The sequence below is a fragment of the Acinetobacter sp. ESBL14 genome (assembly GCF_036668815.1).
GTDB classification, from domain to species: Bacteria; Pseudomonadota; Gammaproteobacteria; order Pseudomonadales; family Moraxellaceae; genus Acinetobacter; species Acinetobacter gyllenbergii.
In genome coordinates this window covers 85732-92791 of record NZ_JAZEVS010000009.1, presented here as the reverse complement: position 1 = coordinate 92791, position 7060 = coordinate 85732, and the positions used below count along the sequence as shown (strand labels likewise).

The following is a 7060-nucleotide window of genomic DNA, read 5'->3' as shown; positions in this document are numbered from 1 at the left end:
AGTCAACAGGTAATTTAGATATTCAACAAACTTATCAACCAACCCAAGAATCTAACCATTTTAGCCAAATCCTTGTTTCTCAACAAGTTTTTATCTGCATCACCGCCGATGGATGTGCATTCTACAGCATTTCACTCCCAACACAACCCCCTTTTTTATTATTTTTATTCGAGTGAACATTTTTAAACCAAAATCACAATTTTTCTTATATTTTTCGACCGAATTTGTTTTAATAATAAGAGAACAACTAAACTATATGCTCATCTCTATGTTTCGCGTTCAATAGCGCAATCATTTTAATGGCTGTATTATTTCGCTCTCACAGCGATTAAGGACTTATATGCATTACTCAAATTTTATCTTGCTTGGGTTGTTATCTGCTGGAGCATGTTCATCAGTATTCGCACAAGAAACTCCCAGCGATTCAGCTAATGCTGTAGCAAGCCAAGTCACTGCAGAGCAAAAGACCTCAACAATTCAGGCCATCAAAGATTTAAAGCATTTAACTAAACATGACTTAAAAGTGAATGCGAATGCAGCACAGCCTGATTCGGTGAAAGACCCCTTACAACCATTAAACCGCCAAATCTATGCCTTTAATGATATGTTAGACCGCAACTTATTAAAGCCTGTTGCAATCCAATATGTTGCTAAAGTACCAGAACCAGTACGTAGTCCATACCGTCAATTTCGCAAAAACTTAGGCGAACCGTGGAATGCAGTTAACCAGCTCATGCAAGGCCGCCCGACACGCGCAGCAAAAACCTTAGGTCGTTTTACCATCAATACTTTAACAACTTTAGGTTTTGCCGATCCTGCCCGACGTTTAGGTTTAAATACAGAAGAAGAAAGCTTTGGTGTCACTCTAGGCTATTATGGTGTTCCATCAGGTCCATATGTGATGTTACCTTTCTTCGGTCCAAGTACATTCCGTGATGGTTTTGGCTTAGCCGCAGATAGTTTCGGTCGCCCGCAAAAATACCTATTAGATGATCAAGAAGGTATTTATTGGTCAACTAATCTATTACAAGCTGTTGATGCACGTTCGCAAATTCTTGATATTGAAGAAAGCTTAAAAGGCGACAAGTATTCAATGATCCGAGACTTTTATTTACAACGTAAAGCCTTCCAGATTGCTGAGAAACGCGGTGATTCAGATGACGTTTCTTTTGTTGGTGATTCAGATGATGTCGATGACAGTTCTTCTGATGAAAAATGATTAAATTAAAATAATGTTTTACAAACTTATGTATTGCCAGAGAATTTAAACTCTGGCAATACTATATCCAAGGTCATCTTTCATCTATGATGAATTTTAAATGATCATACAAAGGATTGGCTATTCATCTATGTATTTCATTCAACCCACGCGTTCCATACCTTGTTTAGATCAAGCTTTAACTGAATTACCCAGTTTGCAGATGATTCAAATTGATGATTTAGATTTGTATGATCAAACCATTATCGCGATTGCAGATGTCCAAGATTTTTTAAAATATCAATGGAAACTCCCTACAATTGTGCTTGCGTTTGAACATGAAGGCGCAGCGCTGGCACAAGCATGGGAATTAGGTGCTTTGGCAGGTTGGATGTGGGATAGTTTGCCTAAAAATCCAGTGCACTCCTTATTTAAAATAGATGCGCAATACAAACGTAATCAAGACAGTCGAGATTTACCATCTGCCGCTGAATTACAAAAACGCCTGTTACCCAACCCGATCGAATTACCCAATTATCAATTTGAATCCTTTTTTCAACCTTCTGCCTACTTATCAGGTGACTGGTATGATTATTGGCGTTTAAATGATGAAGAAGTTTTATTCTATCTTGCTGATGTATCGGGTCATGGCGTCACCAGCAGCCTCTTAACCTCATGGATGGCTGCATTTCATGGTCGTTCAAAAACTCCGAGCCAATTGATCCAGAAACTGAATGCCATGCTCGTGCAAGAAAATATTGAAAAGCACATTACCATGGTGGCAGGGATCTTAAACTTGGTCACACATGAAGTTCGTTGGTCAAGTGCGGGGCATTATCCTCCCCCCATTATTTTTGAACCTAATCAGCCCCCTCAAATATTGACCACCAGCAGCTTCCCACTCGGACTTACTGAAGAACTTGAAGTCGAAGAACATCATTGTCGATTAAGTCGTCACGCACGGTTTATTTTATGTTCTGATGGCGCTTTAGAACCATTTGATGGTGGTTTGAATGATCAGTTTAATCAATTGGTCGAACACTTGCAAAAAGACTCCTTCAAAGCACCTGATCATGTAGCAGATGACATTGCAATCTTAAGCTTGCGTCGAATGAATTAATTTTAAAATCAATAATTTAATTAAATCACATGCTGCAACCACTTGTGTCTACAATACCACTATGGGATAATTTTATATCCTTTCTCTGAAAATGGCATTTATATGTCAACAGGTCATGTTGAATATGCAAGTTTGAACGGAACGCATATTTTCAAGCTTATTGGCGAAGTGCGTGCTCACTCTTGTATAAGTCTAGACAAACTACTCAACAGAATTGAACAACAGCAAAATGTTGTTGGTGCAATCGTTGATTTAACTGAAACCACGTTTATTGACAGTACTGTTTTAGGCATACTGGCAAAATTGGGTTTAAAGCTTAAGCAAGCTCATCACATACAAGCAGTTATGCTATCGACAAATCCAGATATCACCACCTTGGCCAATAGTATGGGGCTCGGGCAGGTCTTTGTGATTTTAAATTACTGCGGTGATCCAAGTGTATGCACGCTAGAGCTTACAGAAGAGCAAGTCACACATAGTGCCATGCTCAATACCGTGCTCGACGCACACAAAACACTGATGCGCTTGAACGAAAACAACCAAAATATGTTTGAACCACTGGTTAAGCAATTGCAAAAAGAGCAAGATTGCTTAAATCTCGACGTACAAAAACAAAACGCTTGATCGTTAAACTCAGTATCGTGATCCCCCTATGACCTTACTTTCCGTTGCACAGATGAATTCTCAAAATGACATTGAAGCAAACTTCGATGTCATTGAGTTATTAATCCAGCAAAGTAAGGCTCAGGCAGCCGAGCTGATTGTTTTCCCAGAGAATTTTGTTTGTTTTGCAGCAGGGAAACAACGTGAAACTGCTGCACAATTCGAAAGTATCCAAGCACGCCTAGAACTATTGGCACATCGTTATCAAATCTGGATCATTGCAGGTACACTCCCATGCCCGTTCCGTCCAGATGGCTCGGTTATTCAAGATGGTCGTGTGCGTACGGTGAGTCTGTGTATTAGCCCTGAAGGGACTGAAGCACGCTATGACAAAATCCACTTGTTTGATGTACAAGTGGGTGATGCAGTCGGTGGTTATCAAGAATCTAAATTCTTCGAGCCAGGCGATCAAGTCGTGGTTGCCAAGACTCCTTTTGGTCATATAGGTCTCATGGTCTGCTACGACTTACGTTTTCCAGAATTGGCTTTAACTTTACGTCAGCAAGGGGCCAATATTTTAACCGCCCCCGCTGCTTTTACTTACACCACTGGCCAACTTCACTGGCAATTGCTTTTACAAGCACGTGCTATGGATAGTCAGTGCTATGTTTTAGGTGCAGCGCAACAAGGCTGGCATGGTGAACACCGTCAAACTTGGGGACATGCGGGTATTACTGATAGCCGTGGTCAACTTCTGCAAAGCATTGAGACTGAAGGACATGGCTTAATCACCAGCGACTTTGACCTTGAACAACAAAATCAGGTTCGTCTGGCAATGCCGTTGATGCAACATCGCAAAATTATCCATTATTAATCTTTCTTCTCTACATCCTCTACTTCAAATTGCATATTGTATAAAATACATTCAGCCAGAGGTAATCTGACTGAGATGATCAAATTTTCTAAATGTTTGATCTATAGAATCATGATTTAATACCAATTATTGATCATCGTAGAACAAGCTCAAACGATTTTGGCCTATGAATGATGTAACATCGTCAATTAATTCTTATTAAGTTTTATTCATGTTTAGATTGATTCTGATTTTCTTTTTTTTGGGGATAACCGCACCACTTCATGCTTCATCGCTTGATCTCGATGGGGATGAGTCCACGCAATCTTCACAGGTTTTATCTACACCACAAAATTTATCATTGAATGCTTTTGGACAATGGGTCATTGGCTGGGGAACTGGCGCTGAAGGTGCAAGACAAAGATTAAGTAATATTCGACGTGAAGATGTCGCAGTGATTAAACAAAAAGGGACGACCTTAGACATGATCAAAGCTTGGCAACAGCACTTCGAACTAGAAGCACAAAATAACCTCAGTAACCCAACTGCAATTTATAGAGCGCGACTGATGAAAAAAATTGCTGAGCTGTGGTAAGCACCCATTGAAATACCGCTTAGAGTGCATAAGTTTTTACGGCTTATGCTTTTTTGATTTGAATTGATACCTAAACTACTTAGGTAATCGATCAGACCACGATATACTGATCCTATTCAATTACCATTTGAGGGCTGCATGGGCGAAGAACATCCACAACTGTTATTAGACAATCAGTTATGTTTTCTGGTTTATTCGACCAACCTTGCCTTGCACCAAGTTTATCGCCAATTACTCACACCACTTGGCTTAACCTACCCCCAATATCTAGTAATGCTGGTGTTATGGGAAAAGGATCAGTTGTCCGTTTCAGACATCGGTGAACGGCTATTTTTAGAATCATCGACACTTACACCATTACTCAAAAAACTTGAAATAGCAGGCTTGATTAGCCGTAAACGTTCCCTTAAAGATGAGCGGCAAGTGATCATTGGGCTTACAACACAAGGACAGGCCTTACAATTACAAGCGGTTGATATTCCAAATCAATTGGCTCAAGCGGCATCCTGTTCACCCACAACACTATTGGCATTAAAAGATCAGCTTTCAGAACTTCGCAGCAATCTAAACAAATAAGTTTAAAATTTACACAACAGCAACTTGTTTTTTAATTTATATCGTGTACGATTTAATTGCATTCAATATTATTCAGGAATAATAATCATGTCTTTAGAAAAAGTGGTGTATCGTGCGAAAGCAAAAGCAACAGGTGGTCGTGATGGACGAGCAACTTCTTCTGACGGTGTTTTAGATGTTCAGTTAGGCGTCCCTAAAGAAATGGGCGGCGCTGGTGGTGCGGTTACCAATCCAGAACAACTGTTTGCAGCAGGCTATTCAGCCTGTTTCTTAGGTGCCATGAAGTTTGTTGCGAATCGCGATAAATTTAAAATCACCAAAGATGCCTATGTTGAAGGTGAAGTCGGTATTGGTCCGATTCCAAATGGTTTTGGTATCGAAGCGACTTTAAATGTGTATTTAATTGGCATGGAACAGGCAGAAGCTGAGCAATTAGTTGCTGCTGCACACATTGTCTGCCCTTATTCAAATGCAACCCGCGGCAATATTGATGTGAACTTTAATATTGTGACGATCGAATAAACATTCAGCTTTCCCAATAAAAAAACAGCATGGATGATCCATGCTGTTTTTTTATGCCTGAATTTATTTATTCTTCGGCAGCTTCATTGGTGACACGAAGCACTTCTTCTAAAGTGGTCTTCCCAGCTAATACTTTAAGTAAACCATCATCACGAATCGAAGCCGCATGACGACGTGCATGATTTTCCAATTCATACTCAGCTGCATTGCCATGAACCAAACGGCGCATCGATTCATCTACGGGCACAATTTCATAAATTGCGGTTCGCCCACTAAAGCCGACATGTGAACATTTTTCGCAACCATGCGGCTCTGGTAGCTGCATATATTCATCCACTTTAAGGTGCTGGAACACTTGGCGCTCAAAATCATCAGCCTTACGCCAAGTGACACAATGCGGACATAAAGTTCGCACCAAACGTTGTGCAATCACCCCAATCAAAGAACTCGCCAATAAGAAAGGCTCAATTCCCATATCTTTCAGACGCGTCACCGCACCAATCGCAGTATTGGTATGCAGTGTCGACAAAACCAAGTGACCGGTTAAAGAAGCTTGCACCGCAATTTCAGCTGTTTCCAGATCACGAATCTCACCCACCATCACCACATCAGGATCTTGACGTAACATCGCCTTAAGCGCACGCGCAAAGGTCATATCAACTTTGGTATTGACTTGGGTCTGACCAATCCCTTCCAACTGATATTCAATCGGATCTTCAGCGGTCAAAATATTACGAGTATTGTCATTCAGATCGGATAATGCCGCATATAAGGTGGTGGTTTTCCCCGAACCTGTTGGGCCTGTCACCAAAATAATGCCATGTGGACGATGAACCAGTTGAGTTAGGCGTTCATAATCGTTCTGCATTAAGCCTAAATGGGTCATGTTTAGACGCCCTGCTTGCTTATCCAGCAAACGCATCACTACACGTTCACCATGCGAAGACGGTAAAGTCGAAACACGCACATCCACTTCACGCCCTGCAAGACGCAATGAGATACGACCATCTTGCGGAATCCGCTTTTCGGCAATATCCAGTTTCGCCATAACTTTGATACGTGACACCAACAACGGTGCTAATTCGCGTCGCGGCTGTACAATTTCACGCAATTGTCCATCGACACGCAAGCGTACCGAGAGTTTTTTCTCAAAGGCTTCGATATGAATATCCGAGGCGCCTACCCGAATCGCTTCTGACAACAAGGCATTGATTAGACGCACGATCGGTGCATCGTCCTCCTGATCCATCAAGTCTTCAGCTTCAGGCACTTGATCTGCCAAGCTTAATAAGTCTGGATGATCTTCCAAGCCTGCTGCAACTTGCTGCGACTCCCCGGTATCCCCTGCATAACTGGAACTCAATAAGGCATGAAACTCTTGATCAGTACAAAGTTGATCATGAGCTGATTTCCCCAAAATTCGACGAGCTTCCTGCAAAGCAATACGCGCGGTGTCCTTGCGTCGTACAATAAAAACTTGATCGCCTTCATAACGTAACAAAACGCCATGTCGTTTAGCGAAACTATAAGGAATTTGTATTTGTTTAAGTATTTGCATCACACAAATAATGATAAAAGAAAGCAGTGAGTGTA

General features: G+C 41.2%; 8 protein-coding genes. 7 read left to right on the top strand and 1 reads right to left on the bottom strand.

What is annotated here, in order from left to right:
- Positions 1–340: 340 nt before the first annotated feature.
- The 7 genes from V6E90_RS20560 to V6E90_RS20530 all read left to right on the top strand — a co-directional run bounded on the left by V6E90_RS20560 (position 341) and on the right by V6E90_RS20530 (position 5467).
- The gene (locus V6E90_RS20560) at positions 341–1219 is read left to right on the top strand and encodes an MlaA family lipoprotein (RefSeq protein ID WP_332606326.1); all 879 of its coding nucleotides are present in this window, start codon (positions 341–343) and stop codon (positions 1217–1219) included.
- Positions 1220–1349: 130 nt separating this feature from the next.
- On the top strand, positions 1350–2318 hold the full coding sequence (gigA, locus tag V6E90_RS20555; RefSeq protein WP_016542096.1) for an RsbU family protein phosphatase GigA: 969 nt from the start codon (positions 1350–1352) through the stop codon (positions 2316–2318).
- A gap of 102 nt (positions 2319–2420) precedes the next feature.
- The gene (gene gigB, locus V6E90_RS20550) at positions 2421–2942 is read left to right on the top strand and encodes an anti-anti-sigma factor GigB (RefSeq protein WP_016542095.1); all 522 of its coding nucleotides are present in this window, start codon (positions 2421–2423) and stop codon (positions 2940–2942) included.
- Positions 2943–2970: 28 nt separating this feature from the next.
- Positions 2971–3795 (top strand): carbon-nitrogen hydrolase family protein, encoded by an 825-nt coding sequence (locus V6E90_RS20545; protein ID WP_332606325.1) that lies wholly within the window; start codon positions 2971–2973, stop codon positions 3793–3795.
- Between the two features lie 211 nt (positions 3796–4006).
- Positions 4007–4369 (top strand): DUF4951 domain-containing protein, encoded by a 363-nt coding sequence (locus V6E90_RS20540; RefSeq protein ID WP_016542093.1) that lies wholly within the window; start codon positions 4007–4009, stop codon positions 4367–4369.
- Positions 4370–4507: 138 nt separating this feature from the next.
- Complete coding sequence (locus V6E90_RS20535; protein WP_332606324.1) at positions 4508–4945, top strand: MarR family winged helix-turn-helix transcriptional regulator; 438 nt, start codon at positions 4508–4510, stop codon at positions 4943–4945.
- A gap of 87 nt (positions 4946–5032) precedes the next feature.
- Positions 5033–5467: an organic hydroperoxide resistance protein gene (locus V6E90_RS20530; RefSeq protein ID WP_278493502.1), complete on the top strand. Its 435-nt coding sequence runs from the start codon at positions 5033–5035 to the stop codon at positions 5465–5467.
- A gap of 67 nt (positions 5468–5534) precedes the next feature.
- On the opposite strand, the gene gspE is transcribed toward V6E90_RS20530, so the two are convergent.
- Positions 5535–7025, bottom strand: coding sequence for a type II secretion system ATPase GspE (gspE, locus tag V6E90_RS20525; protein WP_016542090.1), 1491 nt, complete (start codon positions 7023–7025; stop codon positions 5535–5537).
- Positions 7026–7060: the final 35 nt, after the last annotated feature.

Bases quoted from the DNA above. Each gene is read 5' to 3' on its own strand.
- V6E90_RS20560 (WP_332606326.1), top strand. From the start codon at position 341: ATGCATTACTCAAATTTTATCTTGCTTGGGTTGTTATCTGCTGGAGCA.
- gigA (WP_016542096.1), top strand. From the start codon at position 1,350: ATGTATTTCATTCAACCCACGCGTTCCATACCTTGTTTAGATCAAGCT.
- gigB (WP_016542095.1), top strand. From the start codon at position 2,421: ATGTCAACAGGTCATGTTGAATATGCAAGTTTGAACGGAACGCATATT.
- V6E90_RS20545 (WP_332606325.1), top strand. From the start codon at position 2,971: ATGACCTTACTTTCCGTTGCACAGATGAATTCTCAAAATGACATTGAA.
- V6E90_RS20540 (WP_016542093.1), top strand. From the start codon at position 4,007: ATGTTTAGATTGATTCTGATTTTCTTTTTTTTGGGGATAACCGCACCA.
- V6E90_RS20535 (WP_332606324.1), top strand. From the start codon at position 4,508: ATGGGCGAAGAACATCCACAACTGTTATTAGACAATCAGTTATGTTTT.
- V6E90_RS20530 (WP_278493502.1), top strand. From the start codon at position 5,033: ATGTCTTTAGAAAAAGTGGTGTATCGTGCGAAAGCAAAAGCAACAGGT.
- gspE (WP_016542090.1), bottom strand. From the start codon at position 7,025: ATGCAAATACTTAAACAAATACAAATTCCTTATAGTTTCGCTAAACGA.